The following is a 24,513-nucleotide window of genomic DNA, read 5'->3' as shown; positions in this document are numbered from 1 at the left end:
GAGGTTCACTATGAGCCAGTCAACAGAGAGCACCACCGAAAGCAATCCGTTCACCAAACCCGGTTTCATCATTGCTGCCGCGCTGGTGGTCGCGCTGATCGCAGCAGCCGTCGTGATCTTCCTGCTCCCCAAAGGACAGGGAAACGCCCTACCAGCCCCGGCAGAATCCAGCAGTGCCGCCACAGCTGAACCCAGCGTATCCGCCGTGTCCGGCAAGAGTGTCTGCGGACTGCCAGCGTCCGCCGAAACGGCATTGGGGAAGGCTCCGGCGAGCAAGTGGGAACTCGTTGGAACTATGGCGGCCCCGACAGATCCCAAAGTCGGCCCGGGCAAGACCGATGACCAAGGCATGAGGTCTTGCTTCGCCCACTCTCCGCAAGGGGCGCTATACGCCGCAGTGAACCTCTGGGCCCTTGGCAGCGATCCCTCAAAAGAACGCGCCATTGCTGACCAGCTCGCAGCTAAAGGTCCTGGCCGAGACGCAGGCATGAAGGCTTCGCAAACGGCCGCGCCGCCGACAAACGTAAAGGTTCAGATTGCGGGGTTCAACGTTTCATACACAGCGAACCAAGCGGTGGTAGAGCTCGCATTCAAAGCTGACACCGGCGCTCTTGCATCCGTCCGTACAACCCTTCTCTGGCAGGACGGGGACTGGAAGGGCGTCGTCGCTGACAACGGTGCACCCCTGGAAGAACCGCGCCAGATCCGCGATCTTTCAGGATTCATCCCTTGGAGCGGCGCATGAGGCCGGTATGGAACCCGGTTGGAGATTGGATCTCCGGTCTCACTGATGACGCCATGGGCAACATGGCCAAAGCCATCCTTGAGGGCATGAGCCAGATGGTCACAACTCTGTCCACCTTCTGGGTTTCAACTCCAACGGTGAACCTGACCAGCCAAGATGGCTCTACAGCCAGTCCTGTTGTTTCAATGGTCAACAGCGAGTTGATGCCATGGACGTTGGCTCTGGCAGTCCTGGCCGTCATCCTCGGCGGTATCAGGCTGATTTGGGAGCAGCGCGGAGCACCCCTAAAGGACCTGCTCCGTTCCTTGGTCACGCTCACCTTGGTATCCGGCCTGGGCCTAGGAGTGATTTCGATCCTGGTGATCGCGGCGGATGCCTTTTCTGCCGCGATCATCAACCGTTCCACGGACGGCAAGGGCTTTGCCGAGTCGATGCAGCTGTTGATCTTGACGAATCAGACAGGTGTCGGGGTTTTCATCCTGATCGTTCTGGGTCTCATCGGCCTGCTCGCGTCTCTCGTGCAGATCGTACTGATGGTCGTTCGCAGTGGCATGTTGGTGATTCTGGCGGGCATTCTTCCGACCACATCCGCGTTCACGAATACGGAGATGGGAAGGCAGTGGTTCCAGAAAGCAGTGGGCTGGACCATCGCTTTCATCCTCTACAAACCAGCCGCAGCCATCGTCTACTCCGTCGCATTCCTGCTCATGGGCGGCAAGGGCCAGGACGCCTTGATCGGCTCCATCACTGGTTTCACGTTGATGATCGTGGCGTTGTTCGCGCTGCCTGCTCTGATGCGATTCGTTACTCCCATGGTCGGGGCCGTAGCCTCCGGCGGAGGTGCCGGTGCGGGAGCAGCCGTCGGTGCCATTGCCACAGGGGCCGTCTCCCTTGGACGCGGGGGCAGTGGCAGGGGCAACGCGTCCCCAACCCCTTCATCGTCAACAAGCACATCGAACACCCAGAGCACGCAAACCGGCAGCTCGCCCAAGGGCAGCGATGGAACATCCGGCCCACGAGGAGGGGGAGGGCAACCTACCCCGGGCGCTACGGGACCGGGCGGAGCTGCTGGAACTGCTGGAGCAGCCAAGGCAGGCACGGCAGGAACCGCTGGATCCGCAGGAGCGGCAACTGGTGCCAGTGCAGGGACGGCCGCAGCCAGTGGGGGAGCAGCGGCAGCTGGCCCGGCTGGTGTGGCTGTAGCTACAGGAGCAAAGGTGGCGTCCGCGACGTCACAGGCAATCGAAAAGACCGCGCAGGATTCAACCGGGGAGGGCCCCAGTGGCAGCAATTAACACCGAATACAAAGAACCGTCCTACGGCAACTGGCGCGTACCGCGCTCAGCCGGGCTGGCCAACCTCAGCGCGCTCAGTACAGTCATCTTCTTTGGCGGGTTGTTGGCGGGCATTATCAGCTTCGCTATTTGGGGCCTGTTCGTCGGCCTGGGCGTCCTTGCCTTTGCCGGTCTCAGCTTGCTGTTGCTGACAGTCAAGGACAAGCATGGCCAGTCCGTTGTTGACCGTGCCGGCACTCGTTTGGCTTTCAAGATCTCCCGTTCCTCGGGGACGAATCTCTACCGTTCCGGCCCGCTCGGCGTAACGCCGTGGGGCATGTACCAGCTCCCCGGGTTGGCTGCGAAGTCGACCCTGTACGAGTTCACTGATTCCTACAAGCGCCCGTTCGCCCTGCTGCACGTACCCACCACGGGCCACTTCACCGTGATCTTCTCCACCGAACCTGACGGGGCATCACTGGTTGACCCTGAGCAAGTCGATGCGTGGGTCGCGAACTGGGGCGGCTGGCTCGCCGGACTGGCCGATGAGGCCGGGCTGGACGCCGCAGCTGTCACGATCGAGACCGCCCCGGACTCGGGGTACCGGCTGCGGAACGAAGTACTGATGAACATCGACCCGGAAGCACCCGCGTTCGCCCGGGAGATGCTGAACGAGGTTGTGGCCACCTACCCGGAAGGATCGGCAACGGTCCGCGCCTGGGTTTCGTTGACGTTCAACGCCGCGATCCGTACAGGTGCGAAGAAGCGGACGCCTGAAGAAGTCGCCCGTGACCTGGCCTCCCGGATCCCCGGCCTTTCGGCACGGCTGCAGTCCACCGGGGCCGGGATCGCCCGCCCGACAACCGCGCAGGAACTCTGCGAGGTTGTACGGATCGCCTACGATCCTCCCGCAGCGCTGATCATCGATGAAGCCCATGCTGCCGGGTCCCCGGTGTCCCTGACCTGGGGCGAGGTCGGACCCACCGCGCACCAGTCCAACTGGGAGAACTACCGGCACGATTCCGCGTTCTCGGCGTCCTGGACCATGACAGGTGCCCCGCGTGGATCGGTGAATTCCTCGGTCCTGTCCCGGTTGCTGGCCCCGCACGGGGACGTTGACCGCAAGCGCGTGTCCCTGCTGTACCGTCCGATGGATTCGGCTCGGGCCGCTGCCGTGGTGGAACAGGATCAGAACAACGCCAACGTTCGTATCACCTCCGGAACCCGCCCGTCCGCCCGCGCCTTGGTTGATGCGCGATCAGCGGCGCAGACCGCGCAGGAAGAAGCACAAGGGGCCGGGTTGGTGAACTTCGGTGTGGTCGTCACGGCCACCGTGACGGATCGGGAACGTCTTCCAGACGCTGTGGCTGCTGTGGAACAGAGTTCCGGTAGCGCCAGGTTGTTGCTGCGTCCCGCTTACGGTGCGCAGGACACGGTGTTCGCCGCGTCCCTGCCTCTGGGCTTGGTGCTGCCCGAGCACAGCATGGTCCCGTCCGAGATTAAGGATGCACTGTAATGACCCTCCCGAAACTCTTCCCCCGTTCCTCGAAACACAGCACTACTCGGGTCAAAGCTGAGCCGAAGAAGGCTGAAAAGCAGCCCCGCCCTGCCGGTCCTGGTGCCCGTGGCTGGCCCGGTCGCGGCGGCGGCATGGCCCAGCTCGTCCCCTCCGTGAAGCAGTACCGGGGAACAACTGTTCAGGTCTGCGGGCTGTGGCCGTTCTCCTCCGGTGCGTCCTCGCCCATGATCGGTGTCCCGCTGGGGCGCCACGAGGAAACACAGGCCACGGTCTGCTGCGACCCGATCAGCTGGTTCCAGCGCGCCCGGCTGATTTCCAACCCCTCGGCCTTCATCCTCGGAAAGCCCGGTTTGGGAAAGTCCACCGTCGTGCGTCGGATGTTCATCGGGCTCTCTGCCCAAGGCGTTCATCCCTTGATCCTCGGTGACCTCAAGGGCGAGCACGTCAAAGCCGTCCGGGCCCTCGGCGGGCAGGTCATCCGGCTCGGCCGCGGTGTCGGGTACCTGAACATCCTCGACCCGGGCCAAGCCGTTGAAGCCGCCCAGCTCCTTGAAGACAACGGCCACCCTGAGGACGCCGCACGCGTCCGTGCCGACGCGCACGGCCGCCGCCTGACGATGGTCGTTTCGCTGATCACGATCAGCCGCAACAACCCGCCCACCGATCAGGAGCAGACAATCCTGGACCGGGCCTTGCGGGTCCTCGATGAGCGTTTTGAGGGCATCCCGGTGTTGAAGGACCTTCTGGACGTGATCGTCTCCGCTCCGGACGAGCTCCGGCAGGTCGCACTGGACCGGGGAGACATGAACATCTACCTGCAGGAAACCAGAGCGTTGGAGGCAACCCTGCTCGGTCTGACCGGTGGCGGGAAGCTGGGGGAAATCTTCTCCCGCCAGACCAGCCAGCCCATGAAGCGAGACCGTGCCGTGGTCTTCGACGTCTCCAGCATTGACGAGACCGAGACAGACCTGCAGGCAGCCGTCCTGCTTGCGTGCTGGTCCTACGGTTTTGGCACGGTCAACGTTGCCAACGCTCTCGCGGACGCCGGTCTGGAACCGCGCCGGAACTACTTCGTGGTCCTGGACGAGCTGTGGCGGGCGCTTCGCGCCGGTAAGGGCATGGTGGACCGTGTGGACGCTCTGACCCGGTTGAACCGCTCCGTAGGTGTTGGGCAGATCATGATTTCCCACACCATGTCTGACCTGCTGGCCCTGCCGGCAGAAGAGGACCGGATGAAAGCCCGCGGCTTCGTCGAACGCTCCGGCATGGTCATCTGCGGCGGCCTCCCCGCCTCTGAAATGCCGCTGCTGACCTCGGCCATTCCGCTGTCCCGGCAGGAGCAGCAGAAGCTCATTGGCTGGCAAGACCCGCCCGCGTGGGACTCACGCGGCGTCGACGTTGAACCTCCGGGCCGGGGAAAGTTCCTGATCAAGGTCGGTGGCCGTCCCGGGATCCCCGTCCAGGTCGGTCTCACGTCCTTGGAGAAGGGCCCGGAAGGCGTCAACGACACCGACGGCAAGTGGCATGCTGCCCCGGAAACCCTGCTGGAGACGGCAGCACCAATTCTGCCCATGGAAGGAGGCGCCCTGTGAGCGCACCAAACCGCAAAGGGATGGGCATGGGTGAAGCACTGCTGGTGTGGCTGGCCATCGGGTTCATCGTCGTCTTCGGCGGCGGAACCTACGGTGCCTTGCATCTCGGGTCGTGGATGGCAGGCATCGCCGCCCCGCCAGCCCATCCCATTGATCTGATCGCCGGATTGGCCAAGGGCCGTGTGCCGTGGCCCACGGAGGCTACGGTTGTGGTCTGCTTGCTGGCTGGCGTGGTTTTGGCCCTGACCATTGTTGTCCTGGTGGCCTGGCGGAAGGGTGCGTCCAAGCGTGCCCGGGTCGATAAGGCCGCCCGGTACCTTGGACGAGGTAAGTCGCTGGCCGCGTTCTCGGAGAAGGGAGCGAAGGCGACCGCTGAGCGTCTGGGTGTCACTGATACTCCCGGCATCGTGGTCGGCAAGGTCGTCTCCACGGGGCAGAAGTTCATCCAGTCCTGGGAAGACCTGTCCCTCGATATCTGGGGTCCCCGTACCGGTAAGTCGACCTCACGGGTCATGCCCGCCATTCTGGACGCACCCGGTGCCGTGGTTTCAACGTCGAACAAGCGCGACGTCGTGGACGGCACCCGTGGCGTCCGCGAGGCCGTCGCCCCGGTGTGGGTGTTCGATCCGCAGAAGATCGCCCAGGAAGAACCGAACTGGTGGTGGAACCCACTCTCTTACGTCACCGACGAGGAGAAGGCGTACAAACTCACCCAGCACTTCTCGGTCGGCTCCCGCGTCCCCGGGTCCAAGCCCGACGCCTACTTCGACCCCAAGGCCGAAGACATTCTGTCCTCGTACTTCCTCGCCGCCGCACTCGGCGACCTGCCCATCACCCAGGTCTACATCTGGGTCACCGAACAGGTGAACCGCGAACCGATCAACATCCTGAAACAGCACGACTACGAGCTGCAGTACAAGGGCCTTGAATCCACACTTGAACTGGCTGACAAGCAACGTGACGGTATCTTCGGCACAGCCGAGAAGATGATCCAATGCCTCAAGAGCCGGAACACGCTGCGCTGGGTCGCTCCGACCGGCGGGACAACCGTGGCCACGGATGCCCGCCGCCAATTCAACCCACATGCTTTCGCTGCGTCGCAGGAGACGATCTACATCCTCTCCAAGGAAGGTGCCGGCTCAGCCGCACCGCTCACCACAGCGCTGACGGTGGCCATAGCTGAGGCCATGGAAGAGCGAGCCGAGCGGAGCGGCGGCCGGCTCCCGAAGCCGGCGCTGTTTGCTCTCGATGAGTTGGCCAACGTCGTCCGCTGGGCATCCCTGCCGGACCAGTTCAGCCACTACGGCTCCAAGGGCCTGATTGTCATGGGGATTTTGCAGTCCTGGTCCCAGGGCGTGGAGCTGTGGGGAGAGGCGAACATGCGGAAAATCTGGTCAGCGGCGAACGTGAAGGTCTACGGCGGCGGCGTCGCAGAAGAAGGCTTCCTCCGTGCTCTCTCGGACCTGATCGGAGACTACAGCTACATCAACGTCTCCACTTCCTCAGGCAAGTCTGGTTCCAGCCGCTCCCGCCAGGAGGGCAAGGAACGCATCTTCGACGTTTCCAACCTCGCCGAACTGGACCGTGGCCGCGCCGTCGTCCTCGCCTCCGGCGCACCCGCCACGCTCGTCCGCACGACGCCCTGGTACACCGGACCCCACAAGGAAACGGTGGAGGCATCCATAAAGAAGTACAGCCCTCGGCCCGAAGAACCCGCCGACCTAGTGCCAGCTGCACCGGCAGCCAATCCCTGGGTCACGAAGTAGGAAAGGGCACCCCACGTGGCAACTGATTTTGACCTCTACGACACGGACACACCGGCCCCGGCTGCAGCTGCAGCTGACCAGAGCGCGGAGAAAGAACCGGAGCTCGTCTACGGCTCAGCCGAAGAATTCCTCCATGAGCAGCTGCTACCCACCTATGTCCGCAGCGTCACGGGAAAGTCCGCCAAGTGGTGCATCGACTGGTATTTCCACCCGGAAGCCGTCTCCCGTGTAGCGGCTCTGTGGCGTTCATGGGAGCACCTGCGCCTGGATCCAGCGACCGGTATGAGTGTCTGGTGGAGGGATCATGCAGATCACCACATGCGCGTCCTTCTGGACCCGCAGGGACCCTTCTACAACTGCGACATGAAAGAACACCGAGACCCCGAACACCTCGAACCCCGCAAAGCACCCCACGGCTGGTTTCCCGACGTCAGAACGACCCAGCCATAACCCTCAAAGCTCCATCGCTGGAAGATGAGCATCCCGTCAGGACAAGGAAGTGATGCGAAGCCCATAGTGCCACAAGCTGCGGCACATTGGCCGAAGCAATCGTCCAAGGAACTTTGGACTATGACGGCAAAAATTGAAGTCGCAGGGGGGCATGGGACGCTGCTGCCGGTCACCGGCTACCAGGGAAAGATCCTGTTGCGGCCCTGCTGTCGACTCGCCCGCCAGGAAAGCTTTTCCAGATAGACAGGATCCCTCGGGGTTACGATGTGCTTGCTGGGACACGAGTCGAGTAAACGGCCGTTGGTTTGAATCATGGGAAAGGTCTCCCGTTTCCCTCCATGATCAAGCGCATCTGACGGCGGCTTACCCGACTCATATTTATTGTGGGCAGTTGCAGGAGCGGACACAACAGAGGGGTCGCTCGGGCAGCTGTTCTTCTCAGCCTTGGGAGGTAGTTGATGAGCAACAAACCAAACCCCTTCATCCGTTGCACGGTTGTCACGTCCTTGAGCCTATGTCTTTGGGCTACAGGCTGCACTAACGGATCCGGCACGTCCCCGCAGACATCGCCGCCGACAAGCACCGTTCAACCCACTCCGCCCACCGAAAGCGCACCGACCACCGCAGCAGCGACAAGCACAAGCGCCGCCCCGTCACCGAGTGCATGGCCTGATGTCGTTGCTGATGTCCAGCCCGGCGTGGGCCAGCTCTCTGTCACGACGTGTGAATCCTGGCGTACAGGAACTGGTTTTCTTATCGAACCTGACTTGGTGGTTACTGCAGCGCACGTTGTCCAGGATGCTACCTCGATCAGCGTAGCCTTCGGGAGAACATCGGTGAATGCCACCGTTGTTGGCACGAATGATGTAGCGGATATCGCTCTTGTCAGAACCGACCGGCCGATCCAAGGCCATCAGTTTCAGCTCAGAAGCAGCGAGCCCCCGGTCGGGACCGATGTAGCAGCCCTGGGGTTCCCGTTGAGCCGCCCGTTCACCTTCACCAAAGGAACAGTCAGCGCCCTCGACACCGAACAGGACATAGGGGACCGGGTTCTCCGAAACCTGATCCAAACAGACACTGCTATCAACCATGGCAACAGCGGAGGACCACTCATCACCCAAGACGGCCAGGTAGCCGGCATTGTTGTAACCATCGAATTTGATGAGTACACCAGGGCCGAAGGCATCGCCTACGCGGTAACCGCACCCCGTGTTGCCGCGGCCGTCAACGAGTGGAAATCCAGGTCCACCCCTGTGGCGTTCAAGGATTGCGGAAACGCTCCGGCGCCAGGTTCCGGATTCTTTCCCTTTACCGTCTCGGCAGACCATGACCAAGCCCGCAGCGTAGGCCAAAGCCTGCTCCTTCACGGTCAAGGCATCAATCGAGCCGCCTACACAGCAGCCTTCAAACTCCTCACGCCCGAGCTGCAGGCCACTTTCGGGGACGCCTCGACATGGAGCAAGGACCTCGGTTCCTCCTACTGGACGAAAGCTGAGGTCATTGATGTCACCGGCACGCCGTCAGCCGACGATCTGAACGCCGATGTGAATCTTCAGACCATCCAGAACGCGGCCGATGCCTACCGCGGGACCGGCCAAACATGTTCGAACTGGAAGATCCGGTACTCAATGCACTGGGACGGAACACATTGGCTCATCGCCGGCACCTCCCTGCCTTTCGGCGACCCAACCGCCTGCTAGAAACCCGTAGGCTCAATTGTCCAGACAGCGTCTGGACAATTGAGTCCACCGTGCCTGTCGGTGGCTCGCATTAGGGTGGAATGATGACAGACTCGCGCGAACTGGACCTGCCCGCTGGCTACGTGGAACTGCTCGAGGACCTAAAAGCGACCGTCAAGGCAGCCAGGACGACGGCGCTCCGAACCATTAACACCCAGCTGATCGAGCTGTATTGGACGATCGGCCAGGGCGTCCGGCGGCAGCAGGAACAGCAGGGCTGGGGGAGCGGAGTTATCAAGAAGCTGTCCGAGGACTTGCGCAGAGAGTTCCCGGAGATGAAAGGCCTTTCGCCGCGCAACATCCAGTACATGACCACGTTCGCCGGAGCCTGGCAAGGCGGACCAATTGCGCAACAAGCTGTTGCGCAATTGCCGTGGGGCCACGTCACTGTCCTGCTGGACAAGGTGGACACACAGGAAAAACGTAATTCGTACGCTGCAGCAGCCGTCCAATACGGGTGGTCCAGGAATGTCCTGCTGAACATGATCATGAACCGAACCCTTGAAAGGACCGGTGCAGCTCCGTCCAACTTCGCGCAACAGCTTGTTGCGCAAGACACCGAGCTTGCCCAACAAATCGCGAAGGACCCTTACAACTTCGAATTTTTGGGCTTGTCGGGGGAGGTCGCTGAACGCGAACTGGAACTGGCTCTGACCAGTCGAATCACCGAAACCCTGCGCGAACTCGGACCAGGATTCGCTTTCGTTGGGCGGCAAGTCCACTTCGACGTCGACGGCGACGACTACTACGTCGACATGCTGTTCTTCCACATGGACCAGAACAGATACGTCGTCATCGAACTCAAGACAGGGAAGTTTCAGCCAGAGTTCGCCGGCAAACTTAACTTCTACGTCGCCCTCGTCGATGACATGCTCCGCCGCGAGCACCACAACGAAACAATCGGCATTCTCATCTGCGGCGCCAAGAACGAACGCAGCGTACGCTACAGCCTCGGCCGCTCAACCTCACCGATGGCGGTCGCTGCCTACACCTACGACAAACTCCCGGCAGACGAGAAGCGTGTCCTGCCCAATGAAGGCCACGTCGTGGCAGCACTCGAATGGGCCGAACCCGGCATAGAACCAGAAGACTGAGCTTTCCGAACGCCCGCAACGCCGATAAGCACCCATATGTTGGGTAGTAGTCTGCGTACGTCAGCAGTCAGAAACGGATGGCAGATCAGGAACGGTCGGCCTGGCGGAGGTATTGATACACCGTTTCCCGGCTGATTCCATAGTCCTTCGCGAGGACCGATTTAGGTGTTCCATCGGCTGCCCTCTGCGCCAGCTCGGTGGCCCGCTCGGGTGTAAGCGTCTTTTTGCGCCCGCGGTAGGCACCTCGCTGCTTGGCTAAGGCAATGCCTTCTCGCTGGCGTTCCTTGATCAGGGAGCGTTCAAATTCAGCGAAGGCCCCCATGACCGAGAGCATGAGATTCGCCATAGGGGAGTCCTCGCCACTGAAGAGCAGGTGCTCCCTGACGAACTCCACCTGCACGCCTTTTCCGGTGAGCGCTTTGACTACGGAACGCAGGTCATCCAGATTCCGTGCCAGCCGGTCCATGCTGTGCACTACAACAGTGTCTCCCTCACGGGCGAAGCGCAACATTTCTGTCAGCGCAGGGCGGGCGGTGTCCTTGCCCGAGGCCTTATCAAGGAAGATCCTGTCGAGAACCGCTCCATCGAGCTGGCGTTGTTCATTCTGGTCCAAGGTGCTGACTCGTACATACCCGATTCGCTGTCCAGCCATGGCATCTCCTACTCCGTGTCAGGTTTGAATCTAAGAACCTCCACACCGAGTGTCAAGAAAAGCGGAACCGTAGCCTATTCTGACGAGTATAAGCCAGCCGTCTGACGTCAGATTGGGGTGTGCACCAACTGGACAAACTCGCGTCCAGCGGCGCTCCAAGGGTGCAGGACGCTGCCCGCACATGGGGCGCATGAGCGCTGGCAGCCCGGGGTAAGAACGCAGCCGGTGGCTGCGTCAGGCCGTTCCCGGTACGGTTTCTTGCCGGTTTCGTGGATGCTTGCCGGTTGGGCTGGGACGCCAGGCGGTGACCATGGCGAAGGCCAGGATCAGTTCGGCGATGTCTCCGGCGTAGTACATCAGCTCTCCCGCCTGGCGCAGTTCGGCGGCAGTGGTGGTGACCTGCACGTACAGGCCGGCGTAGAGCAGCTGGGAAATGATGGCGTGCGCGGCGATCGCCACGCCGAGGATGACGAGTCTGGCCGGGACTGTGGGCCGTCGGGGTGCGGGGTCGGGCCCGGCGATGACCCAGGCGAAGAGGTATCCGGCGAGCAGGAAGTGCACGTGGATGAGCCAGTGCAGGCCCGGCGCCTGCGTTGTTGCGGTGTAGAGCGGGGTGAAGTACAGGGTTGCGAGGCCTCCGATGTTCAGGATGAGTGCGGTTACCGGGTGGGCGAGGAGGTGCAGCGGACGAGACCTGAGTGCCCGGCCGATGGTTTTACCGGTCCGGCGTGGCAGGGAGCGGAGCAGCAGGGTGACCGGCGCCCCCAGGACGAGTCCGATCGGGGCGTACATGCCGATCAGCAGGTGCTGGTACATGTGGGAGGGCAGGCTGCCTTCCGGGTACGGGGCGGTTTGTGGCATCAGGCCCAGGGCGAGGAGCGCTGCGCCGGTGACGAATGCGGTGGTGCGCCAGGGGTTCCAGCCGCGCGGCTCGGTGCTCCGGGCGTAGGCGAGGACCACGTATCCCAGGACGAGGACGGCGAGCAGGACCAGCGGAACCCCTGCCTCGAGTGCCCCCGTGCCCTGATGGGCGTGGGCGTCGTGGACGGCCGTCATCGGCTGTCGGCAGCCGACCGCCGGTCATCCGCGGTCAGGTCCAGGACCTGGCCGGTGCGCTGCAGCGCCCATCCGCCGGCGATCAGGAGGGCCCCGAAGATCAGGAACAGGATGTCCGCCAGGGTCTGGAACTCACCTGTGACGACGTGGTGGATGCCGAGCAGGTGATGGTCCAAGATGCCTTCGGCGATGTTGAAGATCCCCCATCCGACCAGTACCCAGCCCCACAGGACTTTCGAGGCCCAGATCCGCCCCCGTGATTCTGTAATCCGGGAGTACAGGATGCCGAGCCCGATGAGTACTGCGAGCCAGGTGATGGTGTGGAAGAACCCGTCCCAAAGGGTGTTCATCTGGAGCCCGTGGACGGTGGTGACCGGGTATGCGCCTATGTCGACGTTCGCGGTTTCGGAGCTGGAGAGCATGTGGTGCCATTGCAGGATCTGGTGCAGCAGGATCCCGTCAACGAACCCGCCAAGCCCGACCCCGAGAATGATCCCGGGCAGGGTGATCGCCTTGGGCGCAGTGCCCTGGCTCCTGCCGTTAGTTTCCGCTGGGTTGGTCATGGCTGCTCCGTTCTCCTCACCGGGGTTCCATAGGCTTCGGGTTCGCATTCTTTATTTACACAGTATGCTTACTATCTTTCGGCGTCCACGCCTTCGTCGGCCTGACCTGCGGAAATGTTGTGGTCGGTTCCGCGCATCCTGAGGGCGACCAGGACCCCTGAGGCGGCGGTGAGGGCAGCGACTGCTGTGACGGCGGCCGGGATGCCGTAGACATCGGCGATGAGGCCGGAGAGCAGGGCGCCGGCTGCGAAGCCCCCGTCGCGCCAGAGCCGGTAGATCCCGACCGAGCGGGCCCGCCAGGCAGGGTGGGCTACGTCACCGATGGCGGCGAGCAGTGTGGGGTAGACCATGGCCGTTCCGGCGCCGAGCAGGATGACGGCGGCGAGCCAGGTTCCGAAGTCTTCTCCCGCGGCGATCAGGGTCAGGGCCAGGGCTTGAACGAGCATGCCTCCGGCGATGAGTGGTTTGCGGCCGATCCGGTCTGAAAGGGGGCCGGTGATCAGTTGCCCGGCGCCCCAGACCGCAGGGTAGACGGCGGCGAGGATTCCGATGCGTTCGACGCTGAGCCCTGCTGCGGCGAACAGGACGGGGAACAGGCCCCAGGCCAGGCCGTCGTTGAGGTTATTGACCAGGCCGGCCTGGCTGACGGAGGACAGGGATTTGTCGCGGAAGCTGGTCAGGGTGAAGACGTCCCGGTTGCTTAGCCCCGCATGGCTGCCGGCGTGGACCGGGACATGGGTAGCAGCTTCAGCTTTGGCATGGTGGTGAGTTTCCCGGACGGTCAGGACGGACAGTCCGAGGCCGACGGCGATGAATGCGGCACCGAGGAGGAAGGGCCCGGGACGCAGACCGTAGGTAGAGGCGATGTAGCCGGTGGCCAGCGCAGTGCCTGCAACGCCGAGGTAGCCGGCGGCTTCGTTCAGTCCCATGGCCAGGCCGCGGCGTTCGGGACCGACGAGATCCATTTTCATCATGACTGTGGTGGACCAGGTCAGGCCCTGGCTGACGCCCAGGACGACGTTGGCCGCGACGATCCACCCCCAGGAAGGGGCGAAGATCAGCAGCAGCGGCACGGGGAGGGCGATGAGCCAACCAGCGACCAGGACGGGTTTGCGGCCGTAGCGGTCCGAGAAGGTTCCGGCGAAGTAGTTGGTGGCGGCTTTGGCCAGCCCGAACGCCGCAATGTACGTCAGGGCGGCCGTGTACTGGCCCACGCCAAAGACTTGGTCCGCAAGCAGCGGCAGCACGGTGCGCTCCTGGCCCAGCGTGCCGCCCACCAGGGCGTTGACTGCCACCAGCAGCATGAACTGTGCCAGGTTCTGTCGCAGGCCCAGAGCGACAGCGCCGGAGTCCAGGGTGCTTCCCGCCTTTGTTCTGGCCATGCTGGGGTACTCCATTCGTGCCGGAGACATAAAGGCGCCCGGGCAGGAGGGGGTCCTGCCCGGGCGGTCTTAGGGGTTACTTTGCTGAGACGGCGTTCTGTCGGGTCTGCTGGAAGGCGTCCCAGGCTGCGTAGCTGCCGTCGAGTTCGACGACGTCGTACCCGGCCCGGCGCAGGGCGCTTGCCGCGACCGAGTTCCGGACGCCGGACTGGCAGTAGGTCACGATGGTGCCCTCGGCGGGAAGCTTGTCCAGGTGCCACATGACACGTCCGCCGCTGAGCTGGTAGGAGCCGGGGATGTTCCCGGCGATGTGTTCGCTGCGGTTGCGGACGTCCACGACCATGGCGGCGTCAAAGCCCTGCAGCTCTTCCGGCTGGATCAGCTTCGGGGTGGTCATGGGGAGCCCTTCGATGCTGGTGACGTAACCGGCGACGTTGTCGATGCCGACCCGTACCAGGTGGTCCCACATGTCCATGGCCTGTTCCTGATCTGCTGCGAGCAGCACCAGCGGGTTCTTGTCGGTCTCGGGGTTCACTACCCAGGCGCCGTAGCTGGCCACAGACTTCCCGGCCGGTACGTTCAGGGAACGGGCTACCGTGCCTTCATGGACCTCGCTGTTGGGGCGGGTGTCGATGAACGTGACTTTGTTCGCCGCCAGGTCCTTTGCGACGTCGGCGGTGTCCAGTTCCTTGAGCGGAGCGCGTTCTCCAATGACGGCGGGGCCTTCCCGATTTTCGCGCTTCATCCGGCCGAAGTAGGCGTGGGCGTCGGGCTGGCCGTCGAGGAGTTCGGTAATGAAGCCCTGCTCGTCGTTGGCGGCGAGGTAGGGGCCCCACCAGGCGTAGAGGCGTTCGTAGCCGACTGTGGAGGAGGGGATGGCGCCGAGTGCCTTGCCGCAGGCACTGCCTGCGCCGTGGGCGGGGTGGACCTGGACGTAGTCCGGCAGGGTGAGGAACTTATCCCGCAGGCTGGCGAAGAGCTGCTTGGCGCCCTCGAAGCGGGTGTCGATGCCGCCGGCTGCCTCGTCCAGCAGGTCCGGCCGGCCAAGGTCTCCGGAGAAGACGAAGTCACCCGAGAGCAGGTAACCGGGCTGGTCGCTGAACGCGCCGTCGGTGACCAGGAAGGACAGGTGCTCGGGGGTGTGGCCCGGGGTGTGGAGGGCCTTGATGCTGATGTTGCCGATGGTGATTGTGTCGCCGTCGTAGAGGCGTTCGCCGTCGAATTCGTACTGCCAGTCCGGCCCGCCCTCGCCGGAGACGTAGATCTTCGCGCCGGTGGCGGCGGCGAGTTCGCGGGTGCCGGAGAGGTAGTCGGCGTGGATGTGGGTTTCGGTGACGGCGATGATCTTCATGCCGTTCTTCTCCGCCAGCTCCTGGTAGACCGCGATGTCGCGGCGGCCGTCCACAACAACGGCGGTGCCGTTGGCCTGGCAGCCAATCAGGTAGCTGGCCTGGGCGAGGTCTTCATCGTAAATGCGCTCGATAAGCATCTGGTGCTCTCCTTTGGTTGAAAGGGGTCTGGAGGTTTGTTCTGAGTCCAGTATAGATACCCCGGGGGGTATCACGCAAGTGAACTGCGGCCTAGGCCGTATTTCTGTGGAACAGCTTGTGCAGGAGACTGCGCAGGCCTGCCGGGGCATGGCCAGGTTGTTGCCGTGACGGGTTTTCCGGGATGGGTTGATAGGCGACCGGGTGGCCTGCCCGGTACCACTCGGTGATCCCACCGGCCACGTTCGCGGTGGTGTATCCGCGGTCGGTAAGGATCCGCGCGGCCTGGCTGCTGCGTTTTCCTGACCCGCACATGAGGTAAAGCGTGCCGCCGGGCAGGTCTGCGAGCCGGGAGGTTAATTCGCCCAAGGGAATGTTCAGGCTCCCGGGGACGTATGCGGTGGCATGCTCTTCCCGGCTCCGGACGTCCACCAGCGTGGCTCGCGGCCACACCGTGGCGAGTTCGTGTGCCGTGACAGTGCGGTACGCATGGTCGCCTGGCATCGCATCAGGCGTTCTGGGGTCCGGCCTGGGCGCGGAGCTCATTCATGTCGACGTTCTTGACGGCTTGGATGACTTCTTCGAGGCCGGTGGCGTTGAGGGCTCCGGGCTGGGAGAAGACCAGGGTCTTGTCCTTGAAGGCCATGAGGGTGGGGATGGAGGTGATGCTCGCCGCTGCAGCCAGGGCTTGTTCGGCTTCGGTGTCCACCTTGGCGAAGGTAATGTCCGGGTGCCGTTCCGCGGCCGCTCCGTAGGTGGGGGCGAACATGCGGCACGGGCCACACCAGGCTGCCCAGAAGTCAACGAAGACGATCTCGTTGCTCTCCAGGGTCTCGGCGAAGCTCTGTTCGGTGAGGTCAATGGTTGCCATCGTCTTTCATGTTCCTTTCGGGAGTTGGCTGGGTGGAGGGTGGCGGAACCGGAGGTGCTATGTGGTGGGAAGGCCGGCGCGGGTCCAGGCGATCATGCCGCCGGCCATGGTGTCCGCGGTGAAGCCGGCACCGTTGAGGGCATCAGCGACCTTGGCGCTGCGGTTGCCGCTGCGGCAGACCGCGATGACGGGCACGGCGGGGTCCAGTTCGGACAGGCGTGCCTGCAGCTGGCCCATGGGGATGTGCAGGGCGCCGGGGATCATGCCTTCCTCGACCTCGAAGTCCTCACGGACATCGAGGATACGGGCGCTGGTGCGCCGCTGGTCGGCTTCGGTGACGGTGATTTCAGCCATTGGGTTCTCCTTCGGATGTGATGGTTGTTAGCGGACGGGTTCGCCGGCTGCGCGCCAGGCGCCCATGCCGCCGCGCAGGGAGTAGGCCTGGTACCCCTGGGAAGCGAGGAGCCGTGCCGCTGATGCGGAGCGGACCCCGGAGGCGCAGACGGCGATCACGGGCTTGTTCTTGTTGATTCCGGCGGTGCTGGTCTGCAGCCGGTCCAGCGGCACATGCTTGGCCTGGGGAGCCCGTCCGGAGCGCCATTCCTGGGCTGAGCGGACATCAATCAGCGCGGCACCTGAAGACAGAAGGTCCTTGGCCTCAGCTACTGAGACCGTTGTGTAGGGCTTGCTGAAGGCTTTTTTCAGAGAGCTGATGAGGCCCATGATGTTCTCCTTGGTTGGTGGCTGTTCAGACTGGTGAGGGCATGTCGCTGCGCCGGCCGGTGCGGTTGCGCAGGGGGCAGGAGCTGATGAAGAACCAGCAGATGCCGGCGGTGGCCGCGGTGAGGGCTGCGATTCCGGCGGCGATGAACCATCGGAGGTCGGCCGGTGCCTGCTGGATGAGGACAAAGGTTCCCATGGCCAGGACAAACCAGCCGAAGGCCTTGCGCAGGGCCGCTTCCGGGATGCGGCCGGCGAGCTTGGACCCGGCGAGTGTGCCGACGATGGCTGCGGCGGTCACGCCGAGGGTGATGCCCCAGTCAAGCTGGACGGTGGTGAGGTATCCGGCGAGCCCTGCGAAGGACTTCATGGCGATGACCACCAGGGAAGTGCCCACGGCCACGGACATCGGCAGGCCGCCCAGGAGTGCCAGGGCCGGGACCACGAGGAATCCGCCGCCCGCGCCTACCAGTCCGGTCACGAGCCCGACGACGGCGCCGTCCAGCAGCACCCTGCCAAGGGGAAGTTCGTGCTTGACCGGCGCCGCGCCGTCGTCGTTCTTCTTCCTCCGCCCGCGGAGCATGGCCACGGACGTGGCCACCATCATGACGGCGAAGGCGATCAGCAGGATCTGGCCCGGGATATGCCCGCCGAGCAGTCCGCCGACGAACGCACCGGCCATGCCGGCCGCGCCGAAGATCAGCCCGGTCCGCCACATCACCCTGCCCCCGCGGGCGTGGCTGAACACGCTGACCGCGGAGGTGACGCCGACGACGAAGAGCGAGGCTGCGATGGCTTCCTTGGCCTCAAACCCTGCCACGTAGACCAGGATCGGGACGGTCAGGATGGAGCCGCCGCCGCCCAGGACGCCGAGCGAGAGTCCGATGACCACCGACAGGGCCAGAACGAGGATCAGGGTGGTGGTCATTAGGCTGCGGCTTCCGGGCTCTTGCTGGCGTCACCAGGCAGGGTCAGGATGGCGCTTTCGCGGGTGGGCTCCTGGGCAGCCTTGTTCCATGGCATGGCCGAGATGGCCTGGCCCATGGCGCAGGTGTTGGTGGCCGCTGAGAACGTCAGGCCCGTGCCGATGACCCCGGCAAGCGTCCGGATCTTCGGGGAGATGAACTTGCCGCCGGCCAGTCCCAGGACCACCAGGGACCCGGCCACGAGGCGGACCTGCCGCTCCAGGTCCCAGCGGTCCTTGCCCTTGACCACGTCACCGCCGGCAGCGGCGAAACCGGGCGCGCCGCCGGTCAGGACGTAGGCGGTGTCGATCCCGGCCTTGGCAAGGCGCTGCCGGGCCTGCTCGGCGCGAACGCCGGACTGGCAGACCAGGACCACGCGGGAACCCAGCCGGGTGGCGAGCTCATCGGTGTGCTCGGACAAAAGCGGCAGCGGCACGTTGTAAGAGCCGCGGATGTGCAGGGACTCGAACTCAGCGGCGGACCGCACGTCGATCACCACGAGGTCCTGGTGCTCTTTGAACCAGGACTGGAGGGTCTCAGGAGCAAGGGCGGTAACAGCGGGTGCCGTGGAAGGGGAAGTCATGGTTGGCCTCTCGGAAGGGGGGGAAGGGTGGCTACCCCACCGAGTATTACAGATACCCCTGGGGGTAGTCAAAACACCCTAGGGGGTATAGAATTGATGTAAGCCCCCGATATTTGGAGAAACCCTTGGAACTGAACGCCTCAGAACTGACCCCTGTCATCAACCGGCTCAAGCGCGCCCAGGGTCAGCTGGCCGCTGTCACCCGCATGCTTGAAGAAGGCCGGGACTGCAAGGACGTGGTCACCCAGCTCGCGGCCGTGTCCAAGGCGCTCGACCGGGCCGGGTTCGCCATCATCGCCACCGGCCTGGAGCAGTGCATCGTCCAGAAGGATGCAAGCATGGACAAGAAGGACCTGGAAAAGCTTTTCCTCTCCCTCGCCTGACCCGTCCGACTTTCGAGCCTTCGAGGAGAACCATGACATACACTCTCACCGCCACCGTCGACCTTCCGTGGGCTGAAGCCCTGGACCGCACCCGGGACGCCCTGGCAGCCCAGGGGTTCGGAATCCTCACCGAGATCAACGTCCGCTCCACCTTCGAAGCCAAGCTTGGCGCCGAAGCCGCGGACGCTGTCGGCGACTACGTCATCCTCGGCGCCTGCAACCCCGCCCTTGCCAGCCGCGCCCTCGCCGCCGAACCAGAAATCGGTGCGCTGCTGCCGTGCAATGTCGTGGTGCGCCGGAACAAGGATGCAGAGCTGACCACGGTGGAAGCCATCGACCCCCAGACCATGGTCCAGCTCAGCGCCTCCCCGTCAGTCAAAGAAGTAGCCGACGACGCCGGGACCCGCCTCCGGAAAGCCCTCACCGACTTGGGCGAAGCGGCGAAGTAAAGATGTCCATGGAAACAACGGTTCCAGAGACTGAGCAGGCCCGACCCGGCTTGCTGATCCACTCAGCCGGCCCGCTCGAGCAGGATGCCTTGGCCGGTGTCCTGCGCAGTGCCGCCAACGCCCGCGCCGCACTCGGCCAGGGACCTGGCATTGAAGTGGTAATCCAGGGGCCCGGTGTCAAGCTCCTCGCCAAAAGTTCACCCGCCACTGAAGCCATCACCAACGCCGGAGAACTGGACGTGGGCATCCTCGCCTGCGGCAACAGCATGCGCTCGGCAGGCATGGAAGACATAGACCTCGCCCCGGGCGTGGGCACGGTTCCCGCAGCCATCGCCCATCTGGCCTGGCGCCAATGGGATGGCTGGGCCTACGTCAGGCTGTAGCGCCGGCCCCTGACGTCCGCCAGCCTGGGGGCCTGCCCGGCGTGGTAGCCTGCCATCAAATGTATAAACATTGCTCATGGGTGATGGTGATTGCCCTGTCCGCCCCCGCGCTGCTGCTGTTGAGCGCGTGCTCCGGCGGCGGTTCCGGCGCCGGCGCCCGGCAGGTGGAGGTGGGGGATCCGCTGACCCGGGCGGTTTCCAGTGCCGGAGGGGATGGCTACTTTCCCGGGTTCCGCCCCGTCAGTACTGTGTCCGTGGACAGCGCTCCCCAGGGGAGCGGCTCGGCCTTCACCGGCTCCGTCTTTCCTGCCGCCGGCAGGGAGAACTTGAGTTTCTACGGCTTTAATTCCTCCGGCACACGATGGAGGATCGACACGAACCCCTCCTGCGTGGGGACCGTACTGACTTCTGTGAACGGTGAACCTTCCATTGTCATCCTTGATTCGGACGCTCGTACCGACGGGAAGGGTCCCGTCAGCGTCACGGTGGCAACGGCATTCGCCGTTGATGACGGTGAAACACTTTGGGGTCCCACAGAAGTGCCAGGTCCCTCCACCGGCGGACTGATCTTCGCCAACACCCCCAAGGGACTCACCGCTGAGAAAGCGCCAGGCACAGTGCTCGATGCCGATACCGGGGCAGTGGTGGACCTCAACGCCCGGCCGGGAACAGCGCTGTACGAGCATCACGGCACCGTTCTGCTCGGCGACGGTCCGGCACTGACTGCCATCGACGCCGGCTCCGGCCGGCTGTTGTGGAGCTCCAGCGACCTTCGCCGGCCGCCCGCGGCGGACCCGGAAGCGCACGTGGTGTTCCGGGGAAGCTACGGCCCCTCGAGCGGCGGCGTGGTGGTTCTTGAGTGGACGGCGGGCGGAGACTCCAGCGTCCCGGTGGTTTACGACCTCCAAACCGGGAAAGAACTGGCCCAGGCATCCGGGACGCCGGCGGGCATCGCCAGGGTTGATGGAGCAACCGGAACGGTGCTGTTCACTGCCCGGCAGGCAAGCGGCGATCATGTTCTCCAGGCCGTGCGCCCTGGTACGGGGCTGCTCTGGAGCAAAGCCGCCAAGGATGCCGAGGTTTTCGCCGCCGGGCACGGAGCGGTGTATGCGCGGCTTGACGGCACGTCGGCCAGGATGGATCTTGAATCCGGTGCGGTCCTTGAATCCGGGCAGTTTGTCCTTCCCGAGGCCGTATTGGCCGATGGCTCAGCACTCTTTCCCACCCGCGAAAGCAGCACCGGATATGTGCTCGCGAAACCCGAACCATGAGCACGCCCTGACCCAGTGCTGCACGTAGCCGCGCGCTGATTCGGCGCGCGGCCACGCAGCATCCTTCCGATGAGACTCGATGGATGGTGCGTGACCCGCGCCGCCGGGTCAGGCGAACAGGCCCTCGCCAATGAAACCGCCCTCGCGGCTCCCCGGGGGAATGGCAAAAACAGCCGACCCGACCGGCGTCGTCCACTGGTTGAGCATGTCCATCTCATCCAGCCGCCGCTGGATGGGGATGAACTGCCTCTCGACGTCGGCCTGGTAGGACACGAAGATCAGCCCTGAATCCGAGATTTCTCCCCCGCCCGGAGCGGCGTCGTAGTTGTACGCGCGCCGGAAGATGCGCTGGGAATCGTCCTCGGGCCGTGCCCTGCGTACCTCCGGGGGTATGAAAATCGCAGATACGGCAGGCCCGTTGGGGTGAAGACGGGGTACCGGGAAGCCCCCATGCAGTAACGTCAAGATGCCAGCAGCTTTGTGGAACCAACCGTCGGGAGCGGTGTGAAGGATCAGCAGGGACAAGCGGTCGCATCCGTCGCCGAAGGCGCCGCTGGGCGGGCAGGTGGCAGCCCGCTGTGGAAAACCGTCAGCGCCGAGCTCCTGCAGGAGGTCCTGGCCGGAGAGTTCGTAGATGGCTTCCCCGGCGAACTGGAACTGGCCCAGCGCTACGGTGTCAGCCGGGGCACCATCCGGGCAGCGCTGAAGCCCCTGCGCGATGCCGGGCACATCACCGCGCACCCCGGGCGGAAACCGACGGTGGTGGCTGGCAGAAGCACGGCCTACGGGCCGATCTACAGCGTCCTTGCCTCCATCCGCGAATCCGGCATGCGACATGGCAGCGTAGTCCTGGAACAGCACCTGGTGACCAGCCCGGAGGTGGCGGCAAAGCTTTCCCTTCCCGCGGATGCAGAACTTTTCCACCTCTCCCGGATCCGGCTTGCCGATGATGAACCGATCGGCCTGGACCAGGTCTGGCTGCCTGCTGCCATCGCAGGGAAGCTGGTTGAGGCCGACTTCCGTGACGCGTCCCTGTACGGGGAGCTCGACCGGCGGTGCGGCGTGGTCCTTGACGGCGGCACGGAGCAGCTCACAGCGGTCCTCGCCAGCCCCGCCCAGGCGCTTCTGCTCGGGTGTGCGGAGGGCGCCCCGTTGTTGTTGATCGAGCGGACCGGCTGTCACCGGGCCAGCAATCTCGAGTTCCGGCGCAGCTATGTCCTGGGCGACCGCGTGGCCATCGCGACTGCCTTCGGCTGCAAAGCGAACCCGCCCCGGCGGGACTAGGGCGAGAGCTGCTTCCCCCCATGATCCACCGTTGCTGCCGCAGCCGCCTGGCTTCGCGGCAGCGGGCAGCGGTCCTCGGAGGTTGCCCTCTTGACGAACGCCCACAGCAGCAGGGCAATGGAAAGGACTGCCAGCAGCGGCTGGATCGGCTCGAAGTACTGCATGGCCCCGGAGGTGCCCAGCGCCAGCAGCACGAGCTTGTTGCAGACCGGGCAGCCCACGGCAAAAAAGGAAACGATGGCGCCTGCAGCCCCAAATTTGCCTTTGCGGCCCGGCTCGTTGTCGCTTTCGTCAGCGGAGGCCGGATCGCGGGAAACATAGGTGGCCAGCAGCAGTCCTGTCAGTACGGCGGTGACAGCCAGGACCGGGAAGGACCACCAGGTGGGCGGGACCTCGCGGCTGAACAGGGGAGTGTCGATGAGGTCGGTGGGTACTGCCACCACCACGTAAGTGGCCACCGCGGCGACGGCTGCGGCCTGCCAGCGTCGGCCGGGCCATTGGGTCAGAGCTGATGTCAAAGTCACTCGGGGGTTCATCGGTTCTCCTTGTTCATGGCTGCCTCTGACGTCGCCTCAGCGTCGCTGCTGGCGGGACGGTCGTTCCGTTGGCTCTTGAAGTACAGGGCGGCAGCGACTGCCAGTATGGCCGCGGCCAGCAGCGCGAAGACAGTGTTCGGAACACCGGAAGCTGCTCCGCTGACGGTGGATTCGAGCTGAAACTGGTCGGTGACGGTGAGCACTCCGCCGAGCCCGGCAGTGCCGTCTGTGACCAGCAGCAGGACCCCGATGCCGATGGAGAGGGCGCCGGAGATGATCATGACCCAGGAGTTGGACCACCGGCCGATGGTTACCGGCGGTGGCCGCAACCAGCGGCGGCCCGAAATGCCGAGCCTGTCCCACAGCAGGGACAGCGCAAACAGGGGCAGTGCCATCCCGAGCGCGTAGACCGCCAGGAGGATTCCCCCGTACAGGGCGTTGCCGCCCACTGCCGCCACGGTCAGGATGGACCCCAGAATCGGCCCGGTGCATACCCCGGCGATGCCATAGACAGCGCCGAGTGCGAAGACCGAAAGACGGGACGATCCTGCCCGGGCGTTGTTCCGGAGAATGGACGGCATCCGGATCCCGGCGACCTGGGCGAGGCCCAGGGCAATAACAACTCCGGCGCCTGACGCGACCAGGATCCCGCGGTGCTGTGTCACAAGAGACCCGAGCGTCCCGGCAAATACCCCCAGCGGCACCAGGGTGGAAAGCAGGCCCAGATAGAAGAGGGCGGTCCGCGCGACAAGCCGGGTTCTGGTGGAAAATGCGTAGGCGAAGAAGGCTGGCAGTAAAAGCGCCGAGCACGGGCTCAACAGGGTGAGGATACCCCCCAGAAAGGCCCCTGCGTATCCGATGACCATTACTGGGATTCTGCCTTTTTAAGCGCGGCTTGTATGGCCTTTTCGAAGGTTGCCAGGGGCTGCGCACCGACCAGGGGCGTGTCATTGACCAGGAACGTAGGTGTTCCGGTGGCACCCAGGGATGCCGCTTCCTGTGCATCTGTGGCAACGGCCTGCTGCAGTTCCGTGGAGTTCAGGTCCGCTTCGAACTGCGTCACGTCCGGCACTCCGGCCTCTCGTGCGATCTGCACCAGACGCTCCCGCGAAAGATCGGCATGTCCCCGCTCGGGGGCGATGGCGAAAACTGCCTTGTTGAACTCCCAGAACTTGCCTTGGTTCCCGGCTGCGCGGCCGGCGACAGCAGCCATGGTGGACTGCTCGCCGAAAACGGGCAGGTCACGCCATTCAACGCGCAGGTCACCGCTCTTGACGTATTTTTCCACCAACGGCGGCAGGGTATCGCGGGAGAAAAGCCCGCAGAAAGGGCAGCGGTAGTCTGCGTACTCGACCAGCACCACCGGGGCATCAACCGGGCCCAGTGCCGTCGGATCGTCCGCTGTCCTGCGGGACATATCCAGCGGCGCGCTATCGGAACCCGCGGATTCCTGGGCCGCCGCTCCGGTGCTGGCCCCTTGGGATGCCCCTCCCTGATACGCGAAGATCCCCACCAGCAGGATCAGGACTGCCACCGCGAGGGCGGAAATCGCTATGGTCCAGGGTCGGTTACGAGAAGTGCCGGTAGTAGTCGATGGCATGCTGGCTCCTCAGAATGGCCACAAAATTATTAAATGTCTATACATTTCTTCTTGTTGACGGTACGGGTCCGGGCATCGGCGTGTAAAGGCCGGGTCCGAACGGCGCGCCTGCTGCGCCTGGGAAAATTTCAGCTCAGTTATCAGGCGCT

General features: G+C 64.1%; 27 protein-coding genes and 1 pseudogene. 13 read left to right on the top strand and 15 right to left on the bottom strand.

Annotated elements, in window-relative coordinates:
• Positions 1-10 precede the first annotated feature (10 nt).
• The 8 genes from AYX22_RS22840 (at position 11) to AYX22_RS22805 (ending at position 10,179) form a co-directional block, all read left to right on the top strand.
• A complete protein-coding gene (locus AYX22_RS22840) occupies positions 11-745 on the top strand; it encodes a hypothetical protein (protein WP_142940346.1) in 735 nt (244 codons plus the stop codon).
• A complete protein-coding gene (locus AYX22_RS22835) occupies positions 742-2,040 on the top strand; it encodes a hypothetical protein (protein ID WP_142940345.1) in 1,299 nt (432 codons plus the stop codon). The genes AYX22_RS22840 and AYX22_RS22835 overlap by 4 nt, the downstream gene beginning before the upstream one ends.
• Positions 2,027-3,535 (top strand): SCO6880 family protein, encoded by a 1,509-nt coding sequence (locus AYX22_RS22830; RefSeq protein WP_142940344.1) that lies wholly within the window; start codon positions 2,027-2,029, stop codon positions 3,533-3,535. Before AYX22_RS22835 ends, AYX22_RS22830 begins: the two co-directional genes overlap by 14 nt.
• On the top strand, positions 3,535-5,130 hold the full coding sequence (locus AYX22_RS22825) for a DUF87 domain-containing protein (RefSeq protein WP_207597708.1): 1,596 nt from the start codon (positions 3,535-3,537) through the stop codon (positions 5,128-5,130). The genes AYX22_RS22830 and AYX22_RS22825 overlap by 1 nt, the downstream gene beginning before the upstream one ends.
• A complete protein-coding gene (locus tag AYX22_RS22820) occupies positions 5,127-6,896 on the top strand; it encodes a type IV secretory system conjugative DNA transfer family protein (RefSeq protein ID WP_166842582.1) in 1,770 nt (589 codons plus the stop codon). The genes AYX22_RS22825 and AYX22_RS22820 overlap by 4 nt, the downstream gene beginning before the upstream one ends.
• Positions 6,897-6,911: 15 nt before the next feature.
• Positions 6,912-7,346 (top strand): DUF4913 domain-containing protein, encoded by a 435-nt coding sequence (locus AYX22_RS22815; RefSeq protein ID WP_142940237.1) that lies wholly within the window; start codon positions 6,912-6,914, stop codon positions 7,344-7,346.
• A 458-nt stretch (positions 7,347-7,804) separates the two neighbouring features.
• Positions 7,805-9,046, top strand: a complete 1,242-nt coding sequence (locus AYX22_RS22810) for a serine protease (RefSeq protein ID WP_142940238.1) — start codon at positions 7,805-7,807, stop codon at positions 9,044-9,046.
• 83 nt (positions 9,047-9,129) lie between these two features.
• Positions 9,130-10,179 carry a PDDEXK nuclease domain-containing protein gene (locus AYX22_RS22805; RefSeq protein ID WP_142940239.1) on the top strand — a complete coding sequence of 350 codons (1,050 nt, stop codon included), beginning with the start codon at positions 9,130-9,132 and terminating at the stop codon, positions 10,177-10,179.
• An 85-nt stretch (positions 10,180-10,264) separates the two neighbouring features.
• On the opposite strand, the gene AYX22_RS22800 is transcribed toward AYX22_RS22805, so the two are convergent.
• The 11 genes from AYX22_RS22800 to AYX22_RS22750 all read right to left on the bottom strand — a co-directional run bounded on the left by AYX22_RS22800 (position 10,265) and on the right by AYX22_RS22750 (position 18,458).
• Positions 10,265-10,831 carry a recombinase family protein gene (locus AYX22_RS22800; protein ID WP_142940240.1) on the bottom strand — a complete coding sequence of 189 codons (567 nt, stop codon included), beginning with the start codon at positions 10,829-10,831 and terminating at the stop codon, positions 10,265-10,267.
• A gap of 234 nt (positions 10,832-11,065) precedes the next feature.
• Entirely contained in the window at positions 11,066-11,887 is an 822-nt protein-coding gene (locus AYX22_RS22795; protein ID WP_207597707.1) for a cytochrome c oxidase assembly protein, read from the bottom strand.
• On the bottom strand, positions 11,884-12,450 hold the full coding sequence (locus tag AYX22_RS22790; protein ID WP_207597706.1) for a DUF2243 domain-containing protein: 567 nt from the start codon (positions 12,448-12,450) through the stop codon (positions 11,884-11,886). Before AYX22_RS22790 ends, AYX22_RS22795 begins: the two co-directional genes overlap by 4 nt.
• A gap of 71 nt (positions 12,451-12,521) precedes the next feature.
• Positions 12,522-13,832: an MFS transporter gene (locus AYX22_RS22785; protein WP_207597705.1), complete on the bottom strand. Its 1,311-nt coding sequence runs from the start codon at positions 13,830-13,832 to the stop codon at positions 12,522-12,524.
• Between the two features lie 76 nt (positions 13,833-13,908).
• Positions 13,909-15,321, bottom strand: coding sequence for an MBL fold metallo-hydrolase (locus AYX22_RS22780; protein WP_207597704.1), 1,413 nt, complete (start codon positions 15,319-15,321; stop codon positions 13,909-13,911).
• A gap of 91 nt (positions 15,322-15,412) precedes the next feature.
• Positions 15,413-15,823, bottom strand: coding sequence for a rhodanese-like domain-containing protein (locus AYX22_RS22775; RefSeq protein ID WP_207597703.1), 411 nt, complete (start codon positions 15,821-15,823; stop codon positions 15,413-15,415).
• Positions 15,824-15,827: 4 nt separating this feature from the next.
• Positions 15,828-16,190 (bottom strand): thioredoxin, encoded by a 363-nt coding sequence (gene trxA / locus AYX22_RS22770; protein ID WP_207597702.1) that lies wholly within the window; start codon positions 16,188-16,190, stop codon positions 15,828-15,830.
• A 57-nt stretch (positions 16,191-16,247) separates the two neighbouring features.
• Positions 16,248-16,544 (bottom strand): rhodanese-like domain-containing protein, encoded by a 297-nt coding sequence (locus AYX22_RS22765; protein WP_207597701.1) that lies wholly within the window; start codon positions 16,542-16,544, stop codon positions 16,248-16,250.
• Between the two features lie 27 nt (positions 16,545-16,571).
• On the bottom strand, positions 16,572-16,913 hold the full coding sequence (locus AYX22_RS22760) for a rhodanese-like domain-containing protein (protein WP_207597700.1): 342 nt from the start codon (positions 16,911-16,913) through the stop codon (positions 16,572-16,574).
• Between the two features lie 25 nt (positions 16,914-16,938).
• Positions 16,939-17,838 carry a sulfite exporter TauE/SafE family protein gene (locus AYX22_RS22755; RefSeq protein WP_207597699.1) on the bottom strand — a complete coding sequence of 300 codons (900 nt, stop codon included), beginning with the start codon at positions 17,836-17,838 and terminating at the stop codon, positions 16,939-16,941.
• On the bottom strand, positions 17,838-18,458 hold the full coding sequence (locus AYX22_RS22750) for a rhodanese-like domain-containing protein (protein WP_207597806.1): 621 nt from the start codon (positions 18,456-18,458) through the stop codon (positions 17,838-17,840). The genes AYX22_RS22755 and AYX22_RS22750 overlap by 1 nt, the downstream gene beginning before the upstream one ends.
• 125 nt (positions 18,459-18,583) lie before the next feature.
• Here AYX22_RS22750 and AYX22_RS22745 point away from each other — a divergent pair, with 125 nt between their 5' ends.
• From AYX22_RS22745 to AYX22_RS22730, 4 genes are read left to right on the top strand one after another with little or no spacing between them, the layout of a single operon-like run.
• Positions 18,584-18,841: a metal-sensitive transcriptional regulator gene (locus AYX22_RS22745; protein ID WP_207597805.1), complete on the top strand. Its 258-nt coding sequence runs from the start codon at positions 18,584-18,586 to the stop codon at positions 18,839-18,841.
• A gap of 32 nt (positions 18,842-18,873) precedes the next feature.
• Positions 18,874-19,290, top strand: coding sequence for a DUF302 domain-containing protein (locus AYX22_RS22740; RefSeq protein WP_207597804.1), 417 nt, complete (start codon positions 18,874-18,876; stop codon positions 19,288-19,290).
• A gap of 8 nt (positions 19,291-19,298) precedes the next feature.
• On the top strand, positions 19,299-19,673 hold the full coding sequence (locus tag AYX22_RS22735) for a DsrE family protein (protein WP_207597803.1): 375 nt from the start codon (positions 19,299-19,301) through the stop codon (positions 19,671-19,673).
• Between the two features lie 59 nt (positions 19,674-19,732).
• Positions 19,733-20,944: a PQQ-binding-like beta-propeller repeat protein gene (locus AYX22_RS22730; protein WP_207597802.1), complete on the top strand. Its 1,212-nt coding sequence runs from the start codon at positions 19,733-19,735 to the stop codon at positions 20,942-20,944.
• A 108-nt stretch (positions 20,945-21,052) separates the two neighbouring features.
• Here AYX22_RS22730 and AYX22_RS24270 read toward each other — a convergent pair.
• Positions 21,053-21,325 (bottom strand): annotated as a pseudogene (locus tag AYX22_RS24270) (peroxidase); the annotation flags it as partial.
• Between the two features lie 123 nt (positions 21,326-21,448).
• On the opposite strand from AYX22_RS24270, the gene AYX22_RS22720 reads away from it, so the two are divergent.
• Positions 21,449-22,228 carry a GntR family transcriptional regulator gene (locus AYX22_RS22720; RefSeq protein WP_242703674.1) on the top strand — a complete coding sequence of 260 codons (780 nt, stop codon included), beginning with the start codon at positions 21,449-21,451 and terminating at the stop codon, positions 22,226-22,228.
• On the opposite strand, the gene AYX22_RS22715 is transcribed toward AYX22_RS22720, so the two are convergent.
• The 3 genes from AYX22_RS22715 to AYX22_RS22705 are packed head-to-tail and all read right to left on the bottom strand — an operon-like array spanning position 22,225 to position 24,364.
• Positions 22,225-22,764, bottom strand: a complete 540-nt coding sequence (locus AYX22_RS22715) for a hypothetical protein (protein WP_207597801.1) — start codon at positions 22,762-22,764, stop codon at positions 22,225-22,227. The genes AYX22_RS22720 and AYX22_RS22715 overlap by 4 nt on opposite strands.
• Positions 22,761-23,630, bottom strand: a complete 870-nt coding sequence (locus tag AYX22_RS22710; protein WP_207597800.1) for a cytochrome c biogenesis CcdA family protein — start codon at positions 23,628-23,630, stop codon at positions 22,761-22,763. Before AYX22_RS22710 ends, AYX22_RS22715 begins: the two co-directional genes overlap by 4 nt.
• On the bottom strand, positions 23,630-24,364 hold the full coding sequence (locus tag AYX22_RS22705) for a thioredoxin domain-containing protein (protein ID WP_207597799.1): 735 nt from the start codon (positions 24,362-24,364) through the stop codon (positions 23,630-23,632). Before AYX22_RS22705 ends, AYX22_RS22710 begins: the two co-directional genes overlap by 1 nt.
• Positions 24,365-24,513: the final 149 nt, after the last annotated feature.

The sequence above is a fragment of the Arthrobacter sp. D5-1 genome, assembly GCF_017357425.1.
GTDB lineage: Bacteria > Actinomycetota > Actinomycetes > Actinomycetales > Micrococcaceae > Arthrobacter.
The sequence above is the reverse complement of the archived record's forward strand: the minus strand, read 5'-3'. Positions and strand labels throughout refer to the sequence as shown.